A 24,873-nucleotide genomic window follows, 5' to 3' on the forward strand; every position below is an offset into this window, starting at 1 on the left:
GCTGCGTCCTCCACATTCGGGGTGTGGGCCTGCACGGCCGTCTCCGGGACGCCCATCGTGGTGGCAGGAGGTGGTCCCATGCAGACCCCGAAGACGTCCACGGCACCCGACCCCGCCGTCCACTCGGCCTCGGAGCCGCCCACCGGCTCGCGCCTGGACCGGCCCCGCTCGAGCACCGCCCGCACCGCTCTCGGTCGCTTCGGCGAGGACGCTGCCGCAGCCTGGCTGGCCGGCCACGGCTACAGCGTCGTGGAGCGGAACTGGCGCGGCGCCGGCGGTGAGCTGGACCTGGTCGCCCTGCACGACGGCTGGTGGGTCGCCGTCGAGGTGAAGACCCGCTCGGGCCTGGGCTTCGGCGACCCGTTCGAGGCGATCGGCCCGCGCAAGCTCGCCCGCCTGCACCGGCTCATGCGGCAGTGGCACGCCCAGTCCGGGATCGCCCGGCGCGAGGAGCCGTGGCGGGTGGACGCCGTCGCGGTGCTCGTGGTGCCGGGGGAGGCGCCCCGCTTCGACCTGCTGACGGACGTGCGCCCATGAGCCGCATCGGACGCACCCGCTCGATCACGCTCGCCGGTCTGCGCGGCACGGTGGTGGAGGTCGAGGCGGACATCGCCCAGTCCCTGCCCGGCTTCACTCTGCTCGGTCTTCCGGACCAGTCGCTGCAGGAGAGCCGCGACCGCATCCGCTCCGCCGCCCGCAACGCCGGGCTGCCGCTCACCCGGCGTCATCTCACGGTGAACCTGCTGCCGGCCGGTGTGCAGAAGCGGGGTGCGGGACACGATCTGGCGATCGTCCTTGCGGCGTACGCCGCGGAGGGGAAGGTCTCCGGCGTCCATGGCCCGGTGTTCCTCGCCGAGCTCGGCCTGGACGGCTCCCTGCACGGGCCGTCGGACATGGTCGCCATGGCGATGGCCGCGGTGGACGCCGGGCTGCCGGACATGGTCGTCGCCGCCGACGCCGTGGACCAGGCGGCACTGGTCCCCGGCGCCCGGGTGCGCGGCTTCGCACACCTGCACCACGTGGTCCATGCGTTCGGCGGCAAGCCGGACCCGGTGCCGGGGGTGCGCCCCGAGGCCCTCATGGTCCGCCCCGGGGAGGCGGCAGGAACCTCCTGCCGTCCCGACGGCGGCCGCCGCACCTCCGGCGCTCCCCTCGCCGCGCCCGAGGGCGTCCCCGACCTGTCGGAGGTCGTCGGACAGTGGGAGGCCCGCTACGCGCTCGAGGTCGCCGCCGCCGGCGGCCACCACCTGCTGCTGTCCGGCCGACCGGGTGCGGGGAAGACGATGCTCGCCGAGCGCCTGCCCGGCATCCTGCCAGAGCTGGACGACCGCACCGCGCTCGAGGCCGCGGCCCTGGCATCGCTGCGCTCGGACGGCCCCGCGCCCACCAGGCTGGACACCCGGCCGTCCTTCCAGGCACCGCACCACTCGGCCTCCATGCCCGCGCTCGTGGGAGGCGGCAGCGGGCTTGCGCGTCCCGGAGCAGCATCGCTGGCCCACGGCGGAGTGCTCTTCCTGGACGAAGCACCCGAGTTCGACCGGCGCAGCCTGGAGGCGCTGCGTCAGCCGCTGGAGTCCGGCGAGGTTGTCCTCCACCGCGCCCACGGCACCGTCCGCTACCCGGCGCGCTTCCAGCTGGTCCTGGCCGCGAACCCCTGCCCGTGCGGCTACGGCGAGGGATCCGGGGCGCAGTGTCGGTGCACCGTGCTGCAACGACGGCGCTATGCCGACAGACTCTCCGGTCCGCTGCTGGACCGAGTGGACGTGCAGGTCACCGTCGCCCCGGTCACAGGGGCGGAGCTGGGATCCCCGGCCGGGGCGGAGGCCTCCGCCGCGGTCGCGGCCAGGGTGCGAGCAGCGGTCGGCGCCCAGCGCGAACGATGGGGAGAGGCCAACGGGCGAATCTCCGGGGCGCTGCTGCGTCGGGGTCGATTCGCCGTCCCGCCCGCGGCCAGGGCCGCCGCCGACGCCGCGGTCGACGCCGGCTGGCTCAGCGCCCGCGGCCACGCCCGTGTGCTGAGGCTGGCCTGGACCGTCGCAGACCTCCGCGGGGCCACCGTGCCGGCCGCCGACGACGTGGACGTCGCCCTGCACCTGCGCCGCCGTCACGACGAGGAGGCCGCCGCATGACTCCGAACCCCACCACCCGCCCCTTCGCGGGGCTCGACGCCCCCACGGCTGCGACCGGTCAGCCACGGCACCGGGACTCCGTGCGCCTGGCGCGCGCCGCACTGACGCGACTCATCGAGCCCGGCGACGAGACCGCACTGACTGTGATCGATGTCCTCGGCGCCGAGCACGCGCTGGTCGTCCTCACCGGCCGGTGCCGACCGACCGGCGAGGAGGAGGACGCGCTCGCCGAGGCCTGTGGAGCAGGCGGCGACTCCTGGCGGCGACGGTTCGCGGCGGGGCTGCGCCGTTGGGGCACCCGCGCCACCACACTCGCACCGGAGCGGGACCTGGTGGCCATGCACCGGCTCGGCGGCGGACTGCTGGTCCCGGAGGACGCCGCCTGGCCCTCCTGCCTGGACGACCTGGGCCACCGCAGACCCATCGCCCTCTGGACGCGGGGAACAGGTGTCCTTCCGGACCAGGCGCGCACCCTGGCCGTGGTCGGCAGCCGTGAGGCCACCTCCTACGGACGGGCGGTCACCGGGCAGGTGGTGGCACCGCTCGCCGCCGAGGGCGTCACCGTCCTGTCCGGGGGCGCGTACGGCATCGACGGGCACGCCCACCGCGTCGCCCTCGAGGCCGGACACGGGCGGCCTCCCACCGTCGCCGTGCTCGCCGGGGGACTGGACCGCTTCTACCCGGCCGGGCACGAGGACCTGCTGCGCGCCGTCATGGGCCAGGGCCTGCTGCTCTCCGAGATGCCGCCCGGGGCCAGCCCGACGCGCCACCGCTTCCTGCACCGCAACAGGCTGATCGCAGGGCTGGCCGCCGGGGTGCTCGTCGTCGAGGCGCGGTGGCGGTCCGGGGCCCAGAACACCGCGTCCCACGCCCTGGGCCTCGGCCGGGAGCTCGGTGTGGTCCCGGGACCGATCACCTCACCCAGCTCTGCCGGCTGCCACCGCCTCCTCAGGGACACCCCCGCCCGGCTCGTCACCGACGTGGACGGGGTCCGCGAGCTGCTCGGTGCGGGCGGGTCCTGCGGGTCGCTGCCCGCCGCCCACGGCCCTGCGGCCACGCCGTCGAGACCCTCGGCGCATGCCGCCGCGCCCGTCGGCGGACGGCAGGCCAGGCCCGAGGACGCGCTGTCCGAACAGGAGCTGCTCGTCTTCGACGCCCTCCCGGTGCGCGCCCACGCGACCCTCGACCGCCTCGCCGTGGCAGCGGGGATGCCGGTGCCGATGCTGGTGCCTGTCCTCCAGCGCCTCGCCCGGGCCGGGCTGGCCGAGGAGAGGGATCGTCGCTGGCGGCGCGGACCGCGGGCCGCGGCTCGGCGGGCAGGCTCCGTCGGCACCGGCACCGAGGAGAGCACAATGAAGGGATGACCCCGTACCAGGACCGTCGCGCCGAGGCATCCCGCCGGGGCTCCGGTGCAGAGATCTGCGACCACTGCTCCACCGCCGACCTCGCGCGGCTCGAGGCGTTCGCGGATCACCAACGCCACGAGCTGCACCGCAGTGAGAACACCGTCCGCGCCTATGAGACCGACCTGCGGGACCTGCTCGGGCATCTGCGCATCGAGCATCCGGAGACCACGGGGCCGGCGGCCCCGACCGGGGTGAGCGCCCTGGACGCCGTCGACCTCACCGACCTGCGGCGCTGGCTGGCCGGGATGGCCCGCGGCGGGCTGGCCCGCGCCACGCTCGCCCGTCGTGTCAGCAGCGTGCGGACCTACATGGCCTGGGCGGTGCGCGAGGGCCTGCGCGAGGACGACCCCACCGTCCGTCTGGCCTCTCCCACGGCCGACTCCACGCTGCCGCCGGTGCTCCAACGGCAGCAGGTGGGCCGTCTCCTGTCCGGTCTGTCCGAGGCGGTCGCCGCCGCGGATGAAGCCGAGGATCCCCTTGCGGCCGGCGTGGCGCGCCGCGACCTCGCCGTGCTGGAGCTGCTCTACGCCACCGGCATCCGTGTGGCCGAGCTTGCGGGACTGGACGTGGACGACCTGGACCGGGCTCGGCGCACGCTCACCGTGGTCGGCAAGGGGGACCGTCAGCGCACGGTCCCCTACGGAGGTCCCGCCGCGCAGGCACTCGAGGACTGGCTGGAGCACGGACGCCCCCGGCTGGCCCGCGCCGGCTCCGGACCGGCGCTGTTCCTCGGCACGCGTGGAGGGCGGATCGGCGTCCGCCAGGTGCGTGCCGTCGTCGACCGAGCCTTGGAGGGGCTGGGCGACACCTCGGCCCGCGGGCCGCACGCCCTCCGACACACCGCCGCCACGCACCTGTTGGACGGCGGCGCGGACCTGCGCAGCGTCCAGGAGGTCCTCGGACACTCCTCCCTCCAGACCACCCAGGTCTACACACACGTGTCGATCGACCGCCTGCGCGAGGGATACCGGCAGGCGCACCCGCGCGCCTGAGCCGGTCACGACACGGCGACGGAATCGGCCGCCGTCGTTGCCCGCACCCGTCGGAGGGTGCACAATGGACCCGACGTGTCAGCGTCGTCGTCGCCGTCCCAGGACGGAGGCGGCAGGGGTGACACGTCCTCACAACCGAACAGCGTGGAACACCGCCGGGCCCTCACCCAGGGCGTCAGAGCAGCGTGGTCGTAGGGGAAGACGTACCGCACTGCATCCGGAGGAACCATGTCCCACGTCGAGACCCGCGGAGTGGTCCACATCCACTCCGCCCCTGCAGCGCTCTGCCCGCATGTCGAGTGGGCACTGGGCTCTGCTCTGGGCACCCACGTCAGCGTCGACTGGTCGGCGCAGCCGGCCGCGCCCGGACACTACCGCGCCGAACTGCACTGGACCGCCGCGCAGGGCACCGGCGCGGTGTTGGCCTCTGCCCTCCGCGGCTGGGCCCATCTGCGCTACGAGGTCACCGAGGAGGCCTCCGCCGGCTGCGACGGCTCGCGCTGGTCCCATACCCCCGAGCTGGGCATCTTCCACGCCACCACCGACGTCACCGGCAACATCATGGTGTCCGAGGACCGCATCCGCTACGCCTACGAGCAGGGCGCCGGAGACCCCACCGCGGTGTTCCACGAGCTCTCCCTCGCTCTCGGCGAGGCCTGGGACGAGGAGCTCGAGCCGTTCCGCCAGGCCGTGGAGGGCGCGCCCGTCCGCTGGCTCCGCGAGGTCGGCTGACCGCCTGAGCCGTCCGCATTGCGCTCCCGCGCGTCCCCGACACTGTGCGGCGGGCAGCGGGCGGAGGCGGCCACACTCCCACGGTCCCCGGCCGGCACAGACCGACGGCCCCCGCACCGGATGGCGGGGGCCGTCGTCGTGTCTCGGCTTCAGACCCGGCCGCTCCCCGCGCAGGCCCGTGTTGCCCAGCCGTCCCGGCTACGCTGTCAGCAGTCCCCACGCCGAAGGAGCCCCTCACCCATGTCCCGGTCCACCGAGAACACGGAGTTCGACTGTGCCGCCTGCGGGAAGCACGTGCTGCCGCTGAACAACGGCTCCTACCGGAACCACTGCCCGTTCTGCCTGGCCTCCGTCCACGTGGACGTCATGCCGGGGGACCGGTCCTCCGACTGCCGGGGCGTCATGACGGCCGAGCAGATCGACTACCACCCGAAGAAGGGCTTCCAGATCGTCCACGTGTGCTCCCGCTGCGGGCACCGGCAGCGGAACAAGGTGGCCGAGAACTGCCGCCAGCCGGACGACCGCGAGGCGATCATGAGGATCCAGTCCCGCAACACCCCGTGGTGAGCCGCCCGGCAGGACATCCGCAGGCAGGCAGGACATCCCCGAGCAGCGCGAGGGCGGCCGCATCGCATCGTCGCCGGGACGTCAGGAAGGGCCGGATCCGGAGAGTAACCTCCGGGCCCGGCCCTTCTGGCGTCCAGCCGCCGCTCGTCGGCGCGGCCGGCTCAGTACGAGGTGAACACGGCGACGGCGTTGTGTCCGCCGAAGCCGAAGGAGTTCTTCACCACGGCGCGGTCGCCCTCAGGCAGCTCGGCCGGGGTGCCGGTGACCACGTTGAGCGGGATCTGGGGGTCCTGGTTGTCCAGGTTGATGGTGACCGGGGCCTTGCCGTGGTGGACGGCCAGCACCGAGAGCACCGACTCGATCGCGCCGGAGGCGCCGAGCAGGTGGCCCGTCTGGGACTTGGTGGCGGAGACCTTCACCTGCTCGACGTGGTCGCCGAAGACGGCACGCATGGCCAGGTACTCCGGCTTGTCGCCGACCGGGGTGGAGGTGGCGTGGGCGTTCACGTGGCACACCTGCTCCGGGGAGAGGCCGGCGTCCTCCAGGGCGGCGCGCATGGCGCGGGTGGCGCCCAGGCCCTCCGGCTCCGGCGCTGTGATGTGGTGGGAGTCGGAGGTGACGCCGGTGCCGGCCAGGCGGGCGTAGACGCGGGCGCCGCGTGCCTTGGCGTGCTCCTCGGACTCGATGATCATCGCGCCTGCGCCCTCGCCGAGCACGAAGCCGTCACGGTCCACGTCGTAGGGGCGGGAGGCGGCCTGGGGGTCGTCGTTGCGCTTGGACAGCGCCTGCATCGCGGCGAACGCGGCCATCGGCAGCGGATGGATGGCGGCCTCGGTGGACCCGGTCATGACGATGTCCGCCTTGCCGGAGCGGATGAGCTGCAGGGCGAGGTCGAGGGACTCGGTGCCGGAGGCGCAGGCGGAGACCACGGTGCGGGCGCCGCCGCGGGCGCCGAACTCGAGGGACAGCGCACCGGCGGCGCCGTTCGGCATGAGCATCGGCACGGTCATGGGCATCACGCGGCGCGGGCCGCGCTCGCGCAGGGTGTCCCAGCCCTCCAGGAGGGTCCACACGCCGCCGATGCCGGTGCCGAAGGCGATCGCGAAGCGGTCGTGGTCGATGTCCGCGTCCTCACCGAAGCCCGCGTCCGCCCAGGCTTCACGGGCGGCCACGGTGGCCATCTGCATGGACGGGTCCTGGCGCTTCAGCTCGACCTTCTTCAGCACCTCGGAGGTCGGGACGGCGAGCTCCGCAGCGAAAGTCACGGGAAGGTCGTGCTTGTCCACCCACTCGTGCTCGAGAGTGCGGGCACCCGGGGTGCCGGCCAGCGCGTTCGCCCAGAAGGTGGGCACGTCGCCGCCGATCGGCGTGGTGGCGCCCAGGCCGGTGATGACTGCGGTGCGGGTCATGGTGTCTGCTGTCCCCTCGATTCGGCCGTCCTCGGACGGATTCATAAGTGTCTGTGGTGCCGGCGGATGCGGCGCCGATGCTGCGCGGGCCTGCCGTGGGCCCCAGCGGCTGAGGGGCCGGGGACGCGGAGTGCGTCCCCGGCCGATGCCGACGGTGTCGCCGCGCTGGCAGGCGTCGGGCGTCAGGCTCAGGCCTGGGCGCCCTCGATGTAGTCCACGGCGTCCTGGACGGTCTTGAGGTTCTTGACCTCCTCGTCCGGGATCTTCACGTCGAACTTCTCCTCGGCGTTGACCACGATGGTCATCATCGAAATCGAGTCGATGTCCAGGTCATCGGTGAAGGACTTCTCCGGCTGGACCTCCTCGGTCTCCAGACCGGTCTCCTCGTTCACGATCTCGGCCAGGCCGGCGAGGATCTCTTCCTTGGAAGCCATGGTGGCGTCTCCTTTGTTGGTTGCGGAATGGGTACGTTGGTCAGTGAATCATGTGTCTGGCGTCTCAGGGGAGACGCACGACCTGGGCGCCGTAGACCAGCCCGGCGCCGAAGCCGATCTGCAGGGCGAGGCCGCCGCTGAGCTGCGGCTGCTCCTGCAGGAGTCTGTGCATGGCCAGGGGGATGGACGCGGCCGACGTGTTGCCGGCATCTGCGATGTCCCGGGCGACCACCACGGAGTCCGGCAGCTTCAGCTGCTTGGCGAACTCGTCGATGATGCGCATGTTGGCCTGGTGGGGGATGAACGCGGCCAGGTCCTCCGGCTGCACGCCCGCGGCGTCGACGGCCTGTTGGGCGACCTTCGCCATGGACCACACTGCCCAGCGGAAGACGGACGGGCCGTCCTGGCGCAGGGTCGGCCAGGCCGTGTGCTCTCCGCCCGTGAGGCAGGAGGCGTCAGCGGCCTCGATGGCCTGATCCACGGTCTGCTTCATGTCCAGCAGGGAGTGGGTCATGCGAATCGTCTCCCAGCGGGCGCCCTCGGAGCCCCACACGGAGCGGGAGATGCCCGGCTCGTCTGTGGCAGAGACGACCACGGCGCCGGCACCGTCGCCGAGCAGGAAGGAGATGGAGCGGTCGGTGGGGTCCACGAGGTCGGACAGGCGTTCGACGCCGACCACCAGCACGTGCTCGGCCATGCCGGAGCGCACCAGGGCATCGGCCTGGGCCACGCCGTAGCAGTAGCCGGCGCACGCGGCGGAGACGTCGAAGGCCGGTGCCGGGGTGGCGCCCAGGGCCTCGGCGAGCATCGCGGCGGCGGACGGGGTCTGGTAGGGGAAGGAGACGGTGGCGACGATGACGGCACCCAGGTCCGCCCCGGTCAGCCCCGCGGCGTCGAGGGCCTCCCGTGCGGCACCCTCGGCCATCATGGGCACGGTCTCCTCCGGGGTGGCGCGCTGGCGGGTCACGATGCCCGTGCGTTGACGGATCCACTCGTCAGAGGAGTCGATCGGTCCGACGAGCTCCTCGTTCGGGACGAGGTTCTTCGGGCGGTATGCGCCGACCGCGCTGATGCGGCTGCCGGCGACGGGGGTGGTCTGATTCAGGGTGACGGTCACGAGGTGCTTCCCTCCGTAGGTCGAGCGGTCCGGCCGTGTCAGGCGGTGTGCTCGGCGATGAACTCGGCGGCCGTGGAGAGGTCGTCGGGGGTCTTGAGCGCGCACACCCGGGTGCCGCGCAGGCCTCGCTTGGCGAGGCCGGTCAGGGTGCCGCCGGGCAGCACCTCGAGGATGCCGGTGACGCCGCGGGCGGCCATCGCCTCCATGCAGAGGTCCCAGCGCACCGGGCGGGTCACCTGTCCGACGATCCGGTCGAGGGCGTCGGCGCCGGAGGCGACGGCCTCGCCGTCCCGGTTGGACAGCAGCTCTACCCGCGGATCCTCGGGGGAGAGGCCTGCGACGTGCTCGCTGAGCGCAGGCACCGCCGAGGCCATGTACTCGGTGTGGAAGGCTCCGGCGACCTTCAGCGGGATGACGCGGGCCTTGGCGGGGGCGTCCCCGCCGAGAGCCGCGAGTTTCTCGACGGCGCCGGCGGCGACGGTCTGGCCGGCTCCGTTCACGTTGGCGGGGGTGAGGCCGTGGTCGGCGATCGCGGCGAGGACCTCGTCCTGGTCGCCGCCCACGACGGCCGCCATGCCGGTCGGGGCCGAGGCCGCGGCCTCGGCCATGCCGTCCGCGCGGACCCTCACCAGGGCGGCGGCCTCCTCGGCGGTCAGCACGCCGGCCAGGGCCGCCGCGGTGATCTCGCCGACCGAGTGCCCGGCCAGGAGGACCTTCTCGCCGCCGACGGCGTCCAGGTCCAGTGCGTGTGCCGAGACGAGACCCGCGGCGACGATCAGGCGCTGGGCCACCGCTGTGTCCTTGATGGTCTCCTCATCCGAGACCGTGCCGTGCTCCGCCAGGTCCATGCCGGACGTCTCGGAGAGCCGACCGAGCAGCTCGGCGGCGCCGTCGAGCTCGAGCCAGGGGGCGAGGAAGACGGGCGTCTGGGATCCCTGTCCGGGGCACACGATCGCAAGCATGGCCTCCACTCTTCCAGGTGGACGCCCTCAGCGGGCGGCACGGCGGTCACCAACCCTTCCGAACAGCTTTGGAGGATTCCTACAAACAGTCTCAGATGGCGGACTCAGCGATCGCGTTCGCCGTGGGGTCGCTCGCCGCCGAGGGGCGCGTCGTGCTCGGCGAGTCGACCGACCGTGATCGCCGTGTGCAGGACGTAGGCGTCGCGCGGCACCAGAGGGTCCCATCCGGTCAGCTCGCTGACCCGGCGCAGGCGGTAGCGGACGGTGTTCGTGTGGATGTAGAGCTCGCGGGCGGTCGCCTCGAGCGAGTGTCCCAGCAGGCCGTAGGTGTCCACCGTCTCCAACAGGGACGGGCCGGCCTGCAGCAGGGGCCGGTACACGCCGTGGATCAGCGCCTCCCGCGCGGTCGGGTCGCCCATCAGCACACGTTCGGGCAGCAGCTCGTGCGTCGGTGTCGGCCGCGGTGCCCGCGGGTGGGCCCCCGCCGCGGACAGCGAGGCGAACACATGCCGAGCGGACACGTGGGCCTCGGTCAGCGAGTCCACGGTCGGCCCCACGATCACCGGTCCTTCCGCGAACCACGGGGCCAGGGCGGCGGCCACCACCGTGGAGTCCTCCACGGACCCCACCACCACCACGAGGCGCTCGGACTGCACGCCGATCAGCACGTCGCACTTGTGCCGGGCCGCAGCCCGGCGCAGCTCACCGACGTAGGCGGGCTTGTCCGGCCCCGGAGCGCCGCCGGCCATGACCAGCACCTGGCGTTCACCGCGCCAGCCGATCGCGGTGGCACGGTGGCGGATCTCATCCGCGTCCTGACCGCGCAGCACCGCATCTAGCAGGACGGCCTCGAGGCGGGAGTCCATGGCCCCCCGGGTCTCGGCGGCGCGGGCGTAGACATCGGCCAGGGCGAAGGCGACCTCGCGGGAGTACCGCAGCATCGACTCGCGCACCGCGGCCTGGTCACGATCCTGCAGGATCTCCGGGACCACGGCCTCGACGGCCTCGACGATGGTGCGGATCAGCTGGAGCGCCCGCTGCAGCGAGATCGAGCGGGTCAGGTCGGTGGGCGCCTCGCCGAACACGTCCGCCAGCACATGCCCACTGGTCACCCCGGGCTTCTGGAACCACTGCACGAAGCCGTTGAGGCCGCGCTGTGCCACCAGCCCCAGGTGGCTGCGCTCGTCCGGCGTCAGCCGGCGGTACCAGGGGAGGGCCGCGTCCACGCGCTGCAGGATGGCGGTGTTCAGCTCGCCCAGGTGCGAACGGAGCCGCGCGAGCGATTCCGCCGAGATCGGCCGTGTGCCGGCAGGGGGACGCGAATCGGGCATGGGGTGATCCTAGCGGGGGTCTTTGTACGTTCCCTACAGGCCGCGCATCCCACCGCGGACACCGGGGAACCCCACGGGACGCGACGACGGCCCCTCGCCTTTCGGTGGAAAAGGCGAGGGGCCGTCGTCGGGAAGCGGGGCGTCAGCCCGGTGCGGAACGGATCAGGCGTCGCCGCCGGCGTTGCCGGTGGTGCCGGCGTTCACGTCGTCGAGCCGATACTTCTCATGCGCCTTCTTGGCGGTGCCGGCCTCCACGGAGCCGTCCTTCTCCAGCATCTGGAGGGCACGGACGACCATGGAGTGGGCGTCGATGAGGAAGTAGCGGCGGGCGGCCGAGCGGGTGTCCGCGAAGCCGAACTCGTCGGCGCCGAGCACCGCCATGTCCTGCTTGACGAACGGGCGCACCTGGTTCGGCAGGGAGGTCGTGTAGTCCGTGGACGCCACGATCGGGCCCTGCACGTCGGCCAGCTTCTGCGTGATGTACGGGATCCGCTCCTGCCCGTCCGCGTCGCGAAGGGCCTCCTTCTCGGCGGCGGCCGCGTCGCGGTACAGCTCGCTCCAGCTGGTCACGGACCACACGTCCGCGGACACGCCCCAGTCCTCGGCGAGGAGCCGCTGCGCCTCCACGGCCCACGGCACGGACACGCCCGAGCCCATGAGCTGGACCTTCGGGCCGTCGGCCTCGCCCGCGGAGAGCAGGTACATGCCCTTCAGCAGGCCCTCGACGTCCAGGTCCTCCGGCTCGGCCGGATGCACGATCGGCTCGTTGTAGACCGTCAGGTAGTAGATGACGTTGCGGACGTCCTCGCCACGGTCGTGGTCGCCGTACATGTCCTCCAGGCCCTGGCGGACGATGTGGGCGATCTCGTAGCCGTAGGCCGGGTCGTAGGTCTTCACGGCCGGGTTGGTGCCGGCGAGCACCGGGGAGTGGCCGTCCATGTGCTGGGTGCCCTCGCCGGTGAGCGTGGTGCGTCCGGCGGTGGCGCCGATCATGAAGCCGCGCGCCAGCTGGTCGGCGCCGGCCCAGATGTTGTCCGCGGTCCGCTGGAAGCCGAACATCGAGTAGAAGATGTACACCGGCACCATGGGCTCGCCGTGGGTGGAGTAGGAGGTGCCGATCGCGTTGAACGCGGCGGTGGCGCCGTCCTCGTTGATGCCCACGTGGAAGAGCTTGCCCTGCTGAGACTCCTTGTAGGACAGGAACAGGTCGCGGTCCACGGCGAGGTAGTTCTGGCCCTTGGTGTTGTAGATCTTCGCCGTCGGGAAGAACGAGTCCATGCCGAAGGTGCGGGCCTCGTCCGGGATGATCGGCACCAGGCGCGAGCCCAGGTTCTTGTCCCGCATGAGGTCCTTGAGCAGGCGGACGAACGCCATGGTGGTGGCCGCCTCCTGCTTGCCGGAGCCCTTGCGCGCCTGCTTGTAGGCGGCCTCGCCGGGGACCGGGATGGCGGGGTACGTGCTGCGGCGCTCCGGGACGGCACCGCCGAGGGCCTTGCGGCGCTCGAGCATGTACTGGATCTCCGGGGCGTCCTCGCCCGGGTGGTAGTACGGGATGTTGTACGGGTCGCCCTCGATGACCTCGTCTGAGACCGGGATGCGGTGGCGGTCGCGGAAGGTCTTGAAGTCGTCCACGGTCAGCTTCTTCATCTGGTGCGTGGCGTTGCGTCCCTCGAAGGACTTGCCGAGGCCGTAGCCCTTGATGGTGTGCGCCAGGATGACGGTCGGCTGGCCCTTGTGCTCCATCGCGGCCTTGTAGGCGGCGTACACCTTGCGGTAGTCGTGGCCGCCGCGCTTGAGGCCCCAGATCTCGTCGTCGGACATGTCCGCGACGAGCTCCTTGGTGACGGAGGACCGGCCGAAGAAGTGCTCGCGCACGAAGGCACCGTCCTCGGCCTTGTAGGTCTGGTAGTCGCCGTCGACGGTCTCGTTCATGACACGAACGAGCTCGCCGGTGTCGTCCTTCTCGAGCAGCGGGTCCCACTCGCGGCCCCACAGGACCTTGATGACGTTCCAGCCGGCGCCGCGGAAGTAGGACTCCAGCTCCTGCACGATCTTGCCGTTGCCGCGGACGGGCCCGTCGAGGCGCTGCAGGTTGCAGTTCACCACGAAGGTCAGGTTGTCCAGGTTGTTGTTCGCGGCGATGTGCAGCTGGCCGCGCGACTCCGGCTCGTCCATCTCGCCGTCGCCGAGGAAGGCCCAGACGTGCTGGTCCGAGGTGTCCTTGATGCCGTGGTCCTGCAGGTAGCGGTTGTACTGCGCCTGGAAGATCGCGTTCATCGGGCCCAGGCCCATGGAGACAGTCGGGAACTGCCAGAAGTCCGGCATCATGCGCGGGTGGGGGTAGGAGGACAGCGCGTGGCCCTTCTTCGACTTCTCCTGACGGAAGCCGTCGAGGTCCTCCTCGGTCAGCCGGCCCTCGAGGAAGGCGCGCGCGTAGTTGCCGGGCGAGGAGTGGCCCTGGAAGAAGACCTGGTCGCCGCCGCCCGGGTGGTCCTGGCCGCGGAAGAAGTGGTTGTAGCCCACCTCGTAGAGGGTCGCCTGACCGGCGTAGGAGGAGATGTGGCCGCCCACGCCGATGCCCTCGCGCTGGGCACGCTGCACCATGACGGCGGCGTTCCAGCGCAGGTAGTTGCGGTAGCGGCGCTCGAGCTCCTCGTCACCGGGGAACTCGGGCTCCTGGTCGGCGGGGATGGTGTTGACGTAGTCGGTGGTGGTCACCATCGGCACGCCCACGGACTTCATGCCGGCCCGCTGCAGCAGGGAGCGCATGATGTACTGCGCGCGCTCCGTGCCGCGCTCCTCCACGAGGCCGTCGAAGGACTCGATCCACTCCGCGGTCTCCTGGGGATCCTTGTCCGGGAAGTTGTTCGTCAGTCCGCTCAGGATGCGGGAGCTCTCTTCGGCTGCGCTCAAGCTGCCTCCTCTGGCTGGGCGGAGGGGTGTCTCCGCGGGGTCTGTGGTGGGGGAGCGGGCCGCGGCGCGGCGGCATCCTCGGCCGGCGGTGTGCGCGGCCGCCCCCGTCGTTGAGGTGGTCTGCACGACAGCCTACCCGGGCCCGCCCCGCACCCGGTAAGGCCCAGGGGTGCCATTGCGCGTATGGTGGGGAGAGTCACCCGATCGGGCGGTGGCCGGGACACCGGCGCCGCCGTCAACCGAGGAGGTCTGTACGACTATGGACGCCGGGTCCGCCGCGACCGACGCACCCCGTGCCCTGCTGGACGAACTGAGCCTGACCGCCGGACAGTACGTCCACGAGTTCGGCTATGACGAGGACGTCGACCACGGTCTGCGCGAGCGGCTCGAGGGCGCGCTCGGCACCGAGCTGCAGCCCGAGGAGGACCAGGAGCCGGTGGACGCCGTGCTCGTGTGGTGGCGTGCCGAGGACGGCGACGCCACCGACCTCGCGGACACGCTCGTCGACGCGCAGTTGTCGCTCGAGGAAGGGCCCGTGTGGGTGCTGACGCCGCGCAAGGGCCGCGAGGGGCACGTGGATCCCGCCGACGTGCAGGAGGCCGCCACGACCGCCGGCCTGCACGCGACGACCGGCGCCGGCGCCTCCGAGGACTGGGCGGCCGTCAAGCTCGTGCAGAAGCGCGGTGGCTGACAGTCCCGCGCTCCGGGACTGCCACGGGCAGTCCTGGCCCTTCCCGCCCGTGACGGATCCGGGCAGGTCGTCCACCGCCGGTCCCGACGACGGCGCACGCCCCCGCGGGGTGTGGCTCGCCTTCCTGCCGGGGGCCTTCACCCCGGTGTGCACCGGTGAGCTGGCCTGGCTGGGCGAGCTCGCCGAGCGGTGGGCCGCGCAGGGGGTGGCCGTGAGGGTGGTCTCCTGCGACTCGGCTCCCGTCCTGCGCCGCGCGGCCGAGGACCTCGGACTTCCCGAGGAACTGACGCTGCTGTCCGACTTCTGGCCCCACGGGGCCGGCGCCCGCCGCTTCGGTGCCTTCGACGCGGACACGGGCAGGCCCCGGCGGATCTCGGTGCTGCTGGACGCACAGGGCATGGAGCTCGGCCGGGTGGAGGCCGAGCCGGGGCGGGCGCGCAGCCCCGTCGAGCATGAGGAGCTCACGGATCGGCTGCTGGGCGGCGCGAGCGCGGCGCCACCCGTGACGACGGCCGGCCGGTAGGATGAGGCCGTCCCAGGACCCATAGCTCAGTTGGTCAGAGCACCACGTTTACACCGTGGGTGTCGGCGGTTCGAGTCCGTCTGGGTCCACCGCCGTTGGCCGGCAGCACGACCATGAACACGGCCGCCACGGCCGCGTCGCCGCATCGAGGAGCGCGCCCCGCACCCTCCCACAGGCACCGGTCGCCGTGGCGCCCGCCATGTGCCCTTTTCCGGCGTCGTCTGCCTGTGCCGCCTGCCGCCTGTGGCACCCTGGTCCGGTCATGAACACGGATCCCGCTCTCACCGCTGCCACGGCGTCGACCTCTGCGGAGGTCCGCCGGGGCCTGCGGCTGTCCTCGGCGGCCGGGCTGGGTCTGGTCCCGCTCGGCGTCGCCTTCGGACTGCTCGTGGCGCAGGCACCGTTGCCGTGGTGGACCGCCCCGCTGCTGTCCACCGTGGTCTTCGCCGGCTCGGTCGAACTGCTGCTGGTGTCCCTCATCGTGGCGGGCACCCCTCTGGTCTCGGTGGCGGTCACGGTGTTCCTGCTGAACTTCCGGCACGTCTTCTACGCCTTCAGCTTCCCGCTCCGGGTCGTCCGCTCGCGTCCGGCGAGGCTCTACTCCATGGGCGCGCTGATCGACGAGGCCTATGCCATCGCCACCACGCACCGCACCGGCTGGACCGGGCCGCGTCTGCTGGCCATGCAGGCCGCGCTGCAGGTGTACTGGGTGCTCGGCGGCGTGGTGGGCGTCGCGGCAGGATCCCTGCTGCCCGCGCCGATCGAAGGCCTCGAGTTCGCCCTGACGGCGCTGTTCATCGTGCTCGCTCTGGACGCGGCGCGGACCCGCCGCCAGGTGCCGCTGGTCGTCATGGCCGCGGCCGCCGTGGTCGTGGGCATCGCCCTCGCCCCGGGAGAGCTCCTCGTGACGGCGTTCGCCGTCTACGTGCTGTTCCTCATCGTCGCGCACCTCGTGGCCCGCCGTGGCCGGGACCTGGGGTTGCCGGCGGAGGACCCGTTGGAGGCGGCCGCCGTCCCGGTGACGGACGACCCCGAGGAGGGGAGGCGATGACCGCGTCCGCCGGATACATCGTCGCCGTCGCGTTCGTCGCCGGAGCGGTGACCTTCGGCCTGCGTGCGCTGCCGTTCGCGCTGCTGCGTCCGCTTCGCGAGTCCCTGCTGGTCCGCCGCCTGGCCGTCTGGATGCCCGCCGGGATCCTCACGGTCCTGGCGCTCGTGATGCTCCTGGACTCCGCGGCCCTGGCTCCCGGAGAGCCGGTGGACGTCCGCCGCCTGTCGTACGCGCTCCTCGCGGCCGCCGTGACGGTCGTGGTCCACCTGGCCGCAGGTCGGCGCACCGTGCTGTCCATCGCCGCCGGCACCGCCTGCTACGTCGTCCTGGTCAACCTGCTCTGAGGTCCTCAGGACCCGCGCACCTGACCGTCGGCCACGAACCGCCCGCCCCCGCCGGCCCGAGCCCACTCGATCGCCCGCCTGTGCAGCGGCGGCAGCTCCGGGGTGTCTGCGATCGGGAACCAGCCGACGTCGAGGTTCTCGTCGTCGTTGACCCGCGCCTCGCCGCCGACGGCGTCCAGGACCATGACCACGTCCAGGTACTGCGCCCGGTCGCCGTTGGGGTAGACGGCCTCAGCCGTGGTCCCCACACCGGCGAGACGTCGCGGCACGGCCTGCACGGCCGTCTCCTCGTGCACTTCGCGCACGGCGGTGTCCGCGGGCTCCTCGCCGGGATCGGGGATGCCGGCCGGCACGGTCCACCGGCCGTTGTCGGCCCGTCGCACCAGCAGCACCTCGGAGTCCTCGGCGCGCAGGACCACCGCCTTGACGCCGGGCAGCCACAGCGGGTCGTGGCCGATCTTCTCTCGCAGGGACAGGATGAATTCTGGAGTGGACATTGCTCCACCCCATCACATCCGCCGCGGGACCGCGCTGCGGCCGGAGCCGGCGGGCCGTCATCCGGGTCCTGCTGGCGACCGGCGAGGCGAACCACACTCGTTCACCTTCTGTTCACGTCACCACGCGCCCTGGGCCGGGCCGTGGCGGGGGTCTCGGACCATAATGGGAAACACGATCCGCCTTTCGGGCCCGTTGCGTCCCGCCTCCTGTGGGCCGCCGGGCACCGGAGGGCGTGCCGCGCGAGAAGGAAATGAGGACGATGCACGTGCAGCTGCTCACCCCCGACGCCCCCCGCGAGAACCTCCGTTCGTTCATCGACAAGCTCCGCGAGGGCGGCTACACCGTCACCGACGGCCACACCAACGACCCGGACCTCATCGATCCGCAGGGCAAGGCCGTGGAGACGTGGAAGGAGGACTACCCGTACGAGGAGCGGATGTCCCGTGAGCACTACGAGCTGGAGAAGTACCGCCTTCAGATCGAGCTGCTGAAGCTGCAGTACTGGGGCGAGGACACCGGCCAGCGCTTCATCGTGGTGTTCGAGGGCCGCGACGCCGCCGGCAAGGGCGGCACCATCAAGCGCTTCACCGAGCACCTGAACCCGCGCACCGCCCGCGTCGTCGCACTGAACAAGCCCTCGGACCGTGAGCAGGGCCAGTGGTACTTCCAGCGCTACATCCAGCACTTCCCGACCGAGGGCGAGATCGTGCTGTTCGACCGCTCGTGGTACAACCGGGCCGGCGTGGAGCGCGTCATGGGCTTCTCCACGGACGAGCAGTACGAGACGTTCATGCGCCAGACTCCGACGTTCGAGAAGATGCTCGTCGACGACGGCATCCACCTGACCAAGTTCTGGTTCTCCGTGACGCAGACCGAGCAGCGCACCCGCTTCGCGATCCGACAGATCGACCCGGTCCGCCAGTGGAAGCTGTCCCCGATGGACCTGGAATCCCTGGACCGCTGGGAGGCGTACACGGCCGCGAAGGAGGCCATGTTCCTCCACACGGACACGGACCACGCCCCGTGGATCTCCATCCGCTCCAATGACAAGAAGCGCGCCCGCCTGAACGCCATGCGCTACTTCCTCTCCCAGTACGAGTACGAGGGCAAGGACCACGCCGTGGTCGGCGAGCCGGACCCGAACATCGTCCGCCGTGGCCGCGACGCCGTGGGGGACTGACCTGCACGGGGCCGTCCTCCGCGCCGCCGGCGGCCGCGCACCCCACCGTGGGGTCGCGGCCGTCGCCGCGCTCGCCCTCCTGCTGGCCGGCTGTTCCCTGTCCGACGACGGCCCCGGCACCTCTGCCGGCAACGGCCCCTCCGCGGACGCAACCAGTGCCCCCGGCGCCGGTCCGGGAGGGCCAGCAGGCCAGGACCGCTCGCCGCTGTTCGACGCACCGGCCGACTCCGCGGCCGTCTACGAGGTCTACGGAGACTCCCTCACCGTGGCCGACTCCCCGGACTTCGCGGGCGGTCGTCTCGGCCCGGAGTCCTGGCTCGCGCACATGGATCCGGAGCGCTTCGCGGTGACCGCGGCCGGCGGCCGGTGGGGCGCCACCGTGTCGGACGTGCTCGCCGGACACCTGGCCGACGGCCCCATGGAGGCTGACGCGCTGCTGGTCTTCCTCGGCACCAACGACCTGTTCCGCGCCGCCGGCGACACCGCGTCCGACCACGCGGCCTTCGTCGGCGAGATCGAGGACCTGGCGGGCCGACGAGGCAGAGGTGAGGCGGCCGTCGTCGTGGTGGCGGTGGGCCCGTCCGGGACGGAGCCGGCCCGCGGCGTCCCCGGCCCCGTGGCGGACTGGAACGACCGCACCCGTGCCGCGGCCGCCGAACGCGGCTGGACGTTCGTGGACCCGTGGGGGCCGGTCCGAGACGAGGCGTCCAACACGTTCGCGGATCCGCAGGACACCACGGACGGGCTGCACCTGTCCGTGTCCGGTGCGCAGAAGCTCGCCGAGGGCATGGAGCGGGCGCTCGCCGACGGGTCCGACGCGTAGGCTGGAGACAGCACGTCGCCGCCCGGCCGGACGGCGACACGTCCCCGCAGGGACATCCGACCAGACCCACCCACCGCAGAGGGCGTCAGACGCCCGGGAGAGGCAGAGCATGAGCGAGGCGACCACCAGCATCCCCACCGGCACCGCGGACATCGGCGTGACCGGCCTGGCCGTCATGGGCGCCAACCTGGCCCGCAACTTCGCCCGCAACGGCTACACCGTGGCCCTGCACAACCGCTCCCGCGCCCGCACCGACGCGCTGGTGGCCGAGCACGGCCACGAAGGCGAGTTCGTGGCCACCGAGACCCTCGAGGAGCTCGTGCAGTCGCTGGCCGCCCCGCGCCGCGTGCTCATCATGGTCAAGGCCGGCAAGCCGGTGGACGACGTGATCGAGCAGCTCGTGCCGCTGCTGGAGACCGGGGACATCGTGATCGACGCCGGCAACTCCCACTACGAGGACACCCGGCGCCGCGAGGCCGCGCTGGCCGAGAAGGGCCTGCACTTCGTGGGCGTCGGCGTCTCCGGCGGCGAGGAGGGCGCCCTCAACGGCCCGGCGATCATGCCCGGAGGACCGAAGGAGTCCTACACGGCCCTCGGCCCGATGCTCGAGAAGATCGCCGCGGACTTCGACGGAGAGCCCTGCTGCGCCTGGGTCGGCACCGACGGCGCCGGCCACTACGTGAAGATGGTCCACAACGGCATCGAGTACGCGGACATGCAGGTCATCGGCGAGGCCTACGACCTGCTTCGCCAGGTCGCCGGTATGGAGCCGGAGGAGCAGGCCCAGGTGTTCACCGCCTGGAACCAGACCGATCTGGCCTCCTACCTGATCGAGATCACCGCCGAGGTGCTCTCCCAGGTCGACGCCGAGACCGGGCGGCCGCTCGTGGACGTGACCGTGGACGAGGCGGGCCAGAAGGGCACCGGCCGCTGGACCGCGATCTCCGGCCTGGACGTGGGTTCCCCGGTGGCCGCCATCGCCGAGTCCGTGTTCGCCCGATCCCTGTCCTCCCAGCCGCAGGTGCGCGCCCAGGCCCGCGAGCTGCTCGCCGCCGGCACCGAAGGGTCCGGCACCCCGGCCCCGTCCGACCGGGAGGCCTTCGTGGAGGACGTGCGTCAGGCGCTGTTCGCCTCCAAGCTCGTCGTCTACGCGCAGGGTCTGGACATGCTCTCGGCCGCCGCCGCGGAGTACGGCTGGTCCCTGGACCTGGGCACCATCGCCTCCCTGTGGCGCGACGGCTGCATCATCCGCGCCGACCTGCTCGACGTGATCATGCGGGCCTTCGGCGGCCGGGACACCGACCGCCACCCTGAGCCGGGCACCCGCGCCGAGGGCCAGCCGGCGAACCTGCTGTTCGCCCCGGAGTTCACCCAGGCGATCGCCGAGGCCCTGCCGTCCTGGCGCCGGGTGGTGGCCACCGCCGTGGCCGCCGGCGTCCCGGTGCCGGTGTTCTCCTCGGCCCTGGCCTACTACGACGGCCTGCGCGCCGAGCGCCTGCCCGCCGCCCTCATCCAGGGCCAGCGCGACTTCTTCGGCGCCCACACCTACCGCCGCACGGACAGGGACGGCTCCTTCCACACCCAGTGGTCCGGCGACCGCACCGAGGTGCAGTCCTGAGCCGGGCACCCCGGCGTGCGGTCCTGAGCCGGACACCTCGGCCCCGCGAGGACGGCCGGGTCCTGGGAGAGTGAGGGCACGACACGGTGCCGAGACGCGATCTCATCACCGTGTCGAGCCCTCACTCTGCGGGCCGGCCGCCGTCGTCGGCTCCGGATCAGATCCACATGGCCGGGTCCACGTACTCCGCGGGGTCCACGGCCGGGGCCTTTTCGGTCCTCTCGTCTCGGTGGCGGACCCGGGCCGGGATGCCGGTCGCGATGGAGTCGGCCGGGGTGTCCTTGACCACCACGGCGTTGGCGCCCACCGCACTGCCGGCGCCGATCTCCACCGGCCCGAGGATCTTCGCTCCGGCGCCCACGACGACGCCGTCGCCGAGGGTGGGGTGGCGCTTGACCTTCTCCAGGGAGCGGCCGCCGAGGGTGACACCGTGGTAGATCATCACGTCATCGCCGATCTCCGCGGTCTCGCCGATCACCACGCCCATGCCGTGGTCGATGACGAGGCGACGGCCGATCGTCGCGCCCGGATGGATCTCGACACCGGTGAGGGAACGCGCCACCTGGGAGAGCACGCGGGCAGGCGTCTTGAGCCGCTCGTGCTGCCACATCCGGTGGGCGACCCGGTGTGCCCACACCGCATGCAGGCCTGAATACACCACGGCGATCTCCAGGTCCCCGCGCGCGGCCGGGTCATGGCTTCGGACGGCCGCGATGTCCTCCTTGAGACGGGAGAGAAGTCCCACGGTGCTCGCCTTTCGCGTCGTGCGGCCGGCTCGGTGCGGGGCACGGCCGGAGTCAAGGGAGACGACGTCGGCACCCGCCGCGGGTGCCGACGTCGTCCTCTGGAAGGAGCGGCTGCGGGTCAGCCGCGGATGTCCTCGAACAGGACGGTGGAGATGTAGCGCTCACCGAAGTCGGCCACCACGGCCACGATCAGCTTGCCCTCGTTCTCCGGCTTCGCGGCCTCCTTCAGGGCGGCCGAGACGATCGCGCCGGAGGAGATGCCGCCGAGGATGCCCTCCTTGGTGCCCAGGTCTCGGGCGGTGGCCACGGACTCCTCGAGGGTGGCGGCGTAGACCTCGTCGTAGAGGTCCTGGTCCAGCACGTCCGGCACGAAGTTCGCGCCGAGGCCCTGGATCTTGTGCGGTCCGGGCTGGCCGCCGGAGAGGATCGGGGAGTCGGACGGCTCCACGGCCACCAGGCGCACATCCTTCTTCTGCTCGCGCAGGTACCGGCCGGCGCCGGTGATGGTGCCGCCGGTGCCCACGCCGGCCACGAACACGTCGATCTCTCCCTCGGTGGCCTCCCAGACCTCCGGGCCGGTGGTGGTGTAGTGCGCCTGGACATTGGCCGGGTTGGCGAACTGGCGGGCCCAGATGGAGTTCTCCGTCTCCGCCACGATCTGCTGGGCGCGCTCGACGGCGCCGCGCATGCCCTCGGAGCCCGGGGTCAGCACGATCTCCGCGCCGTAGGCGCGCAGCATGACGCGACGCTCGGTGGACATGGTCTCCGGCATGGTCAGGATGACGCGGTAGCCGCGGGCCGCGCCGACCATGGCCAGGGCGATGCCGGTGTTGCCGGAGGTGCCCTCGACGATGGTGCCGCCGGGCTTCAGCTCGCCGGAGGCCTCGGCGGCGTCCACGATGGCGCGGCCGATGCGGTCCTTCACCGAGTTGGCCGGGTTGTAGAACTCGAGCTTGACGGCCACGGTGCCGGGCAGGCCCTCGGACAGGCGGTTCAGGCGGACCAGCGGGGTGCCGCCGACGGCCTCGGTGATGTTGTTCAGGATGGTCACGGTGTGCTCCTCCGTGGAAGTGGGGGGTCGGGGGATGTCTGTGGGCCAGGCTAGTCAGCGCGGTCGTGACACGTCAGCGCTCGAGCCACACGGCGTAGTGTTCGCGGGCCTTCGCGATCTTCGGGTCGATCACCACTCGGCAGTAACCGTTGAACGGCCGCGCGTCGTAGAAGCCCTGGTGGACGTCCTCGGCGTCGAACCACGCGGCGGCCGGCTCGAGGGTGGTGACGATGGGCCGGCGGTAGAGGCGCTGCGCATCCGCGATCGCGGAGGCGAACAGCTGCCTCTCGGCCTCGTCCCGGTAGAACATCGCAGAGCGGTACTGCGTGCCGACGTCGTGTCCCTGGCGGTTCAGCGAGGTCGGGTCGTGGGAGGTGAAGAACATCTGCAGGATCACGTCCGTGGGCACCACGGAGGCGTCATAGCGCACACGCACGGCCTCGGCATGGCCGGTGGCTCCGGAGCAGACGGCCTCGTAATCCGGGTCCGGGTGCGCCCCGCCGGTGTAGCCGGAGACCACGTCCAGCACACCGCGCACGCGGCGGTAGACGGCGTCCAGACACCAGAAGCAGCCGCCTGCGAGCGTCAGCTCGCGCACGTCCGGCTCCTGGCGCTCACGGCCGGGGGTCTGCGGGGTCTGATTCACAGTCACATCCGGCACAGCACCGCGCGGCACGGATTCATTCCGGACGTGCTCTTCGGCACAATGGCCTCCATGAGCGAGACCAGCCGCCCCACCGTCGCAGACGTCCTCCGTCTCATGGAGGAACTCTGGCCGAGCGCGCTCGCCGAGTCCTGGGACGCGTGCGGACTGGTCGTCGGCCGGCCGGATGCGACCGTCTCCCGCATCCACTGGGCCGTGGACCCCGTCTCGGCAGTGGTGGCCGAGGCCGTGGAACACGAGGCGGACATGCTGGTCACCCACCACCCGCTCCTGCTCCGCGGCGTCACCTCCGTGGCCGGCACCGGCTTCAAGGGCGATGTGGTCCACACCCTGATCGAGAACGGCTGTGCGCTGGTGGCCGCCCACACGAACGCCGACTCGGCCGTGGGCGGCGTCTCCGACGTCATCGCCGAGGTCCTGGGCCTGACCCGCCTCCGCCTGCTCGCGCCGTCGGACGGCGGCACCGAGGAGGAGGGCATCGGCCGTGTCGGCGAGCTCGAGACGCCCATCACCCTGCAGGCCTTCGCCGAGCGTGTGCACCTGAACCTGCCGTCCGTGGCCTCCGGCGTCCGCGTGGCAGGCGACCGGCAGGCGATCGTCCGCACCGTGGCCGTCTGCGGAGGAGCGGGCGACAGCCTCTTCGACGCTGTCCGCGCCTCCGACGCGGACGTGTACGTCACCGCAGACCTGCGGCACCACCCGGCCTCGGAGGCCCGTGAGGCCGCCCTCCTCGACGACGGCCGCCCCTACCTGGTGGACGTGTCCCACTTCGCCAGCGAGTGGCTGTGGCTGCCCGCCGGCGCCCAGGCCCTGGAACGCCGTCTCGCCGAGGACGGCCACGAGGTGGAGATGGCCGTCTCCTCGATCGTCACGGACCCCTGGGACTTCATCCTCGTCGGAAGGAATCCGTCATGAGCACGCTGACCGCCACCGCCGCCCAGCGCCAGGCGCTGCTGGACCTGCAGGATCTGGACACGGAGATCGACCGCGCCAAGGCCGCCCTCAACCGGCTCCGCACGGACGAGGAGTTCGCGCAGGCCAAGAAGGACGCCGCCGACCTCGCCGAGCAGCTCGCGGCGGCCGAGGGGGCCCGCCGCGAGGCGGACCGGGATGCCGCCGAGGCCTCCGAGAAGGCCGCGGCCACCCGCGCCCACCGCGACCGCACCCGCAACCGACTCCACGCCGGTGGCGGATCCCACAAGGAGCTCGAGGCGATGATGCACGAGGCACAGACCCTCGAGGGTCTGCTCGCCGAGCACGACCAGGCCGCCCTCGAGGCCATGCAGGCCGCCGACGCCGCGGCCGGGAAGGTCACCGCCGTCCAGGAGCGGAAGGCCGCCGTCGAGGCCTCTGGCCGCGCGCGTGCGGCCCACCTCAAGCAGGAGGGCCAGCGCATCACCGAGCACGGTCGCTCCCTCGCCGCGCGGCGTGCCGAGGCCGCCGCCGGGCTGCCGGCCGAGATCGTGGCACGCTATGAGAAGGTGCGGTCCCGGAACGGCGGGATCGGTGCCGGGCGCCTCGAGGGCAACCGCTCCAGCGCCTCCGGCACCCCGCTCAGCCCCGCCGAGCTCGAACGCCTCCGGGCCCTGCCGGAGGACGCGCTCGCCGAGTGCCCCGAGACCGGCGCCCTGCTGGTCCGCGTCTGAGCATCCGCGCCTGGCGTCCGGCCGGCGCCCTGCGCCCGTTACCTTG

The 24,873-nt window shown here is 72.3% G+C and carries 25 protein-coding genes and 1 tRNA gene; 16 read left to right on the forward strand and 10 right to left on the reverse strand.

Going from position 1 to position 24,873, the window contains the following annotated elements:
- Positions 1–78: 78 nt before the first annotated feature.
- The 6 genes from CEQ11_RS06745 (at position 79) to CEQ11_RS06770 (ending at position 5,826) form a co-directional block, all read left to right on the forward strand.
- Positions 79–537 (forward strand): YraN family protein, encoded by a 459-nt coding sequence (locus CEQ11_RS06745; RefSeq protein WP_088478155.1) that lies wholly within the window; start codon positions 79–81, stop codon positions 535–537.
- Entirely contained in the window at positions 534–2,129 is a 1,596-nt protein-coding gene (locus CEQ11_RS06750) for a YifB family Mg chelatase-like AAA ATPase (protein ID WP_088478156.1), read from the forward strand. Before CEQ11_RS06745 ends, CEQ11_RS06750 begins: the two co-directional genes overlap by 4 nt.
- Complete coding sequence (dprA, locus tag CEQ11_RS06755; RefSeq protein WP_088478157.1) at positions 2,126–3,493, forward strand: DNA-processing protein DprA; 1,368 nt, start codon at positions 2,126–2,128, stop codon at positions 3,491–3,493. The genes CEQ11_RS06750 and dprA overlap by 4 nt, the downstream gene beginning before the upstream one ends.
- Positions 3,490–4,527 carry a tyrosine recombinase XerC gene (locus CEQ11_RS06760; protein ID WP_088478158.1) on the forward strand — a complete coding sequence of 346 codons (1,038 nt, stop codon included), beginning with the start codon at positions 3,490–3,492 and terminating at the stop codon, positions 4,525–4,527. The genes dprA and CEQ11_RS06760 overlap by 4 nt, the downstream gene beginning before the upstream one ends.
- A 228-nt stretch (positions 4,528–4,755) precedes the next feature.
- Positions 4,756–5,259 (forward strand): DUF3145 domain-containing protein, encoded by a 504-nt coding sequence (locus CEQ11_RS06765; RefSeq protein WP_088478159.1) that lies wholly within the window; start codon positions 4,756–4,758, stop codon positions 5,257–5,259.
- A gap of 240 nt (positions 5,260–5,499) precedes the next feature.
- Positions 5,500–5,826: an RNHCP domain-containing protein gene (locus CEQ11_RS06770; RefSeq protein ID WP_088478160.1), complete on the forward strand. Its 327-nt coding sequence runs from the start codon at positions 5,500–5,502 to the stop codon at positions 5,824–5,826.
- A gap of 161 nt (positions 5,827–5,987) precedes the next feature.
- Here CEQ11_RS06770 and CEQ11_RS06775 read toward each other — a convergent pair whose 3' ends face one another.
- The 6 genes from CEQ11_RS06775 to aceE all read right to left on the reverse strand — a co-directional run bounded on the left by CEQ11_RS06775 (position 5,988) and on the right by aceE (position 13,992).
- A complete protein-coding gene (locus CEQ11_RS06775; RefSeq protein ID WP_088478161.1) occupies positions 5,988–7,235 on the reverse strand; it encodes a beta-ketoacyl synthase in 1,248 nt (415 codons plus the stop codon).
- A 188-nt stretch (positions 7,236–7,423) separates the two neighbouring features.
- Positions 7,424–7,669: an acyl carrier protein gene (locus CEQ11_RS06780; protein ID WP_067190265.1), complete on the reverse strand. Its 246-nt coding sequence runs from the start codon at positions 7,667–7,669 to the stop codon at positions 7,424–7,426.
- Positions 7,670–7,733: 64 nt separating this feature from the next.
- Positions 7,734–8,786 carry a beta-ketoacyl-ACP synthase III gene (locus tag CEQ11_RS06785; protein WP_088478162.1) on the reverse strand — a complete coding sequence of 351 codons (1,053 nt, stop codon included), beginning with the start codon at positions 8,784–8,786 and terminating at the stop codon, positions 7,734–7,736.
- A 38-nt stretch (positions 8,787–8,824) separates the two neighbouring features.
- Positions 8,825–9,748: an ACP S-malonyltransferase gene (locus tag CEQ11_RS06790; RefSeq protein WP_088478950.1), complete on the reverse strand. Its 924-nt coding sequence runs from the start codon at positions 9,746–9,748 to the stop codon at positions 8,825–8,827.
- A 104-nt stretch (positions 9,749–9,852) separates the two neighbouring features.
- On the reverse strand, positions 9,853–11,079 hold the full coding sequence (locus CEQ11_RS06795; protein ID WP_088478163.1) for a CdaR family transcriptional regulator: 1,227 nt from the start codon (positions 11,077–11,079) through the stop codon (positions 9,853–9,855).
- A 162-nt stretch (positions 11,080–11,241) separates the two neighbouring features.
- Positions 11,242–13,992 (reverse strand): pyruvate dehydrogenase (acetyl-transferring), homodimeric type, encoded by a 2,751-nt coding sequence (gene aceE / locus CEQ11_RS06800; RefSeq protein ID WP_088478164.1) that lies wholly within the window; start codon positions 13,990–13,992, stop codon positions 11,242–11,244.
- A 259-nt stretch (positions 13,993–14,251) separates the two neighbouring features.
- Between aceE and CEQ11_RS06805 the strand changes: the two genes are divergently transcribed.
- From CEQ11_RS06805 to CEQ11_RS06825, 5 genes are all read left to right on the forward strand, one after another.
- A complete protein-coding gene (locus CEQ11_RS06805) occupies positions 14,252–14,683 on the forward strand; it encodes a DUF3052 domain-containing protein (RefSeq protein ID WP_067190255.1) in 432 nt (143 codons plus the stop codon).
- The gene (locus CEQ11_RS06810; protein WP_088478165.1) at positions 14,676–15,206 is read left to right on the forward strand and encodes a redoxin domain-containing protein; all 531 of its coding nucleotides are present in this window, start codon (positions 14,676–14,678) and stop codon (positions 15,204–15,206) included. The genes CEQ11_RS06805 and CEQ11_RS06810 overlap by 8 nt, the downstream gene beginning before the upstream one ends.
- A 15-nt stretch (positions 15,207–15,221) precedes the next feature.
- Positions 15,222–15,295: transfer RNA gene (locus CEQ11_RS06815), tRNA-Val, on the forward strand.
- A gap of 173 nt (positions 15,296–15,468) precedes the next feature.
- Positions 15,469–16,257 (forward strand): AzlC family ABC transporter permease, encoded by a 789-nt coding sequence (locus CEQ11_RS06820; protein ID WP_227718777.1) that lies wholly within the window; start codon positions 15,469–15,471, stop codon positions 16,255–16,257.
- Positions 16,254–16,601: a branched-chain amino acid transporter permease gene (locus tag CEQ11_RS06825; RefSeq protein WP_088478167.1), complete on the forward strand. Its 348-nt coding sequence runs from the start codon at positions 16,254–16,256 to the stop codon at positions 16,599–16,601. Before CEQ11_RS06820 ends, CEQ11_RS06825 begins: the two co-directional genes overlap by 4 nt.
- A 5-nt stretch (positions 16,602–16,606) precedes the next feature.
- Here CEQ11_RS06825 and CEQ11_RS06830 read toward each other — a convergent pair whose 3' ends face one another.
- A complete protein-coding gene (locus tag CEQ11_RS06830) occupies positions 16,607–17,098 on the reverse strand; it encodes an NUDIX domain-containing protein (RefSeq protein ID WP_088478168.1) in 492 nt (163 codons plus the stop codon).
- Between the two features lie 251 nt (positions 17,099–17,349).
- Between CEQ11_RS06830 and ppk2 the strand changes: the two genes are divergently transcribed.
- The 3 genes from ppk2 to gndA all read left to right on the forward strand — a co-directional run bounded on the left by ppk2 (position 17,350) and on the right by gndA (position 20,720).
- Positions 17,350–18,279, forward strand: coding sequence for a polyphosphate kinase 2 (gene ppk2 / locus CEQ11_RS06835; protein WP_227718778.1), 930 nt, complete (start codon positions 17,350–17,352; stop codon positions 18,277–18,279).
- The gene (locus CEQ11_RS06840) at positions 18,254–19,102 is read left to right on the forward strand and encodes an SGNH/GDSL hydrolase family protein (RefSeq protein WP_088478170.1); all 849 of its coding nucleotides are present in this window, start codon (positions 18,254–18,256) and stop codon (positions 19,100–19,102) included. Before ppk2 ends, CEQ11_RS06840 begins: the two co-directional genes overlap by 26 nt.
- A gap of 109 nt (positions 19,103–19,211) precedes the next feature.
- Positions 19,212–20,720, forward strand: a complete 1,509-nt coding sequence (gene gndA, locus CEQ11_RS06845) for an NADP-dependent phosphogluconate dehydrogenase (protein WP_088478171.1) — start codon at positions 19,212–19,214, stop codon at positions 20,718–20,720.
- A 157-nt stretch (positions 20,721–20,877) separates the two neighbouring features.
- Here the strand turns inward: gndA and epsC are convergent, their stop codons facing one another.
- From epsC to msrA, 3 genes are all read right to left on the reverse strand, one after another.
- Positions 20,878–21,465 (reverse strand): serine O-acetyltransferase EpsC, encoded by a 588-nt coding sequence (gene epsC / locus CEQ11_RS06850; RefSeq protein ID WP_088478172.1) that lies wholly within the window; start codon positions 21,463–21,465, stop codon positions 20,878–20,880.
- Between the two features lie 119 nt (positions 21,466–21,584).
- Entirely contained in the window at positions 21,585–22,517 is a 933-nt protein-coding gene (cysK, locus tag CEQ11_RS06855) for a cysteine synthase A (protein ID WP_088478173.1), read from the reverse strand.
- A 73-nt stretch (positions 22,518–22,590) separates the two neighbouring features.
- Entirely contained in the window at positions 22,591–23,163 is a 573-nt protein-coding gene (gene msrA / locus CEQ11_RS06860; RefSeq protein WP_369804934.1) for a peptide-methionine (S)-S-oxide reductase MsrA, read from the reverse strand.
- Between the two features lie 69 nt (positions 23,164–23,232).
- Here msrA and CEQ11_RS06865 point away from each other — a divergent pair, with 69 nt between their 5' ends.
- Both CEQ11_RS06865 and CEQ11_RS06870 read left to right on the forward strand, forming a co-directional pair.
- Positions 23,233–24,096: a Nif3-like dinuclear metal center hexameric protein gene (locus tag CEQ11_RS06865; protein ID WP_369804918.1), complete on the forward strand. Its 864-nt coding sequence runs from the start codon at positions 23,233–23,235 to the stop codon at positions 24,094–24,096.
- A complete protein-coding gene (locus tag CEQ11_RS06870) occupies positions 24,093–24,827 on the forward strand; it encodes a zinc ribbon domain-containing protein (RefSeq protein ID WP_070639704.1) in 735 nt (244 codons plus the stop codon). The genes CEQ11_RS06865 and CEQ11_RS06870 overlap by 4 nt, the downstream gene beginning before the upstream one ends.
- The last annotated feature ends 46 nt before the right edge of the window (positions 24,828–24,873 follow it).

Origin of the sequence: Micrococcus sp. FDAARGOS_333 (genome assembly GCF_002206575.2) — a bacterium.
Lineage (GTDB): Bacteria > Actinomycetota > Actinomycetes > Actinomycetales > Micrococcaceae > Micrococcus > Micrococcus lylae.

Bases quoted from the DNA above. Each gene is read 5' to 3' on its own strand.
- CEQ11_RS06745 (WP_088478155.1), top strand. From the start codon at position 79: ATGCAGACCCCGAAGACGTCCACGGCACCCGACCCCGCCGTCCACTCG.
- CEQ11_RS06750 (WP_088478156.1), top strand. From the start codon at position 534: ATGAGCCGCATCGGACGCACCCGCTCGATCACGCTCGCCGGTCTGCGC.
- dprA (WP_088478157.1), top strand. From the start codon at position 2,126: ATGACTCCGAACCCCACCACCCGCCCCTTCGCGGGGCTCGACGCCCCC.
- CEQ11_RS06760 (WP_088478158.1), top strand. From the start codon at position 3,490: ATGACCCCGTACCAGGACCGTCGCGCCGAGGCATCCCGCCGGGGCTCC.
- CEQ11_RS06765 (WP_088478159.1), top strand. From the start codon at position 4,756: ATGTCCCACGTCGAGACCCGCGGAGTGGTCCACATCCACTCCGCCCCT.
- CEQ11_RS06770 (WP_088478160.1), top strand. From the start codon at position 5,500: ATGTCCCGGTCCACCGAGAACACGGAGTTCGACTGTGCCGCCTGCGGG.
- CEQ11_RS06775 (WP_088478161.1), bottom strand. From the start codon at position 7,235: ATGACCCGCACCGCAGTCATCACCGGCCTGGGCGCCACCACGCCGATC.
- CEQ11_RS06780 (WP_067190265.1), bottom strand. From the start codon at position 7,669: ATGGCTTCCAAGGAAGAGATCCTCGCCGGCCTGGCCGAGATCGTGAAC.
- CEQ11_RS06790 (WP_088478950.1), bottom strand. From the start codon at position 9,748: ATGCTTGCGATCGTGTGCCCCGGACAGGGATCCCAGACGCCCGTCTTC.
- CEQ11_RS06795 (WP_088478163.1), bottom strand. From the start codon at position 11,079: ATGCCCGATTCGCGTCCCCCTGCCGGCACACGGCCGATCTCGGCGGAA.
- CEQ11_RS06805 (WP_067190255.1), top strand. From the start codon at position 14,252: ATGGACGCCGGGTCCGCCGCGACCGACGCACCCCGTGCCCTGCTGGAC.
- CEQ11_RS06820 (WP_227718777.1), top strand. From the start codon at position 15,469: ATGAACACGGATCCCGCTCTCACCGCTGCCACGGCGTCGACCTCTGCG.
- CEQ11_RS06825 (WP_088478167.1), top strand. From the start codon at position 16,254: ATGACCGCGTCCGCCGGATACATCGTCGCCGTCGCGTTCGTCGCCGGA.
- CEQ11_RS06830 (WP_088478168.1), bottom strand. From the start codon at position 17,098: ATGTCCACTCCAGAATTCATCCTGTCCCTGCGAGAGAAGATCGGCCAC.
- ppk2 (WP_227718778.1), top strand. From the start codon at position 17,350: ATGAGGACGATGCACGTGCAGCTGCTCACCCCCGACGCCCCCCGCGAG.
- gndA (WP_088478171.1), top strand. From the start codon at position 19,212: ATGAGCGAGGCGACCACCAGCATCCCCACCGGCACCGCGGACATCGGC.
- CEQ11_RS06865 (WP_369804918.1), top strand. From the start codon at position 23,233: ATGAGCGAGACCAGCCGCCCCACCGTCGCAGACGTCCTCCGTCTCATG.
- CEQ11_RS06870 (WP_070639704.1), top strand. From the start codon at position 24,093: ATGAGCACGCTGACCGCCACCGCCGCCCAGCGCCAGGCGCTGCTGGAC.